1 pseudogene is annotated in these 250 nt (G+C 70.8%); it reads right to left on the bottom strand.

The features are described 5' to 3' along the window. A pseudogene (locus EUU22_RS25265) lies at positions 1-250 on the bottom strand (hypothetical protein); the annotation flags it as partial.

The raw sequence follows: 250 nt of genomic DNA, 5'->3' as shown, positions 1-250 counted from the left end.
CAGACCTTCGCCACCGCGCCTTCGCAGAGGGTGTTCAGCCGGTCTGCGGTCAGGGCCTGGCCCTCGGCGCGAAGCGTGTACGCGGCCTGCTCGAGCCGCGCGAACGCCGCGGACATGTGTGCGGAGATGACCGCCTGGTCGAGCTGCCGTGCGAGCAGCGCGCGGCCGAGGTCCTCGTCCGTCGAGAGGAGGTGCTCGACCAGAAGCAACTCGGCGAACGTCGACGGGATCTCCGCGGTGGCGAAGCCCT

The organism is Ciceribacter ferrooxidans (assembly GCF_004137355.1).
Classification (GTDB): domain Bacteria; phylum Pseudomonadota; class Alphaproteobacteria; order Rhizobiales; family Rhizobiaceae; genus Allorhizobium; species Allorhizobium ferrooxidans.
Note: the sequence above shows the minus strand (reverse complement) of the source record. Positions and strands in the feature narration are given on the sequence as shown.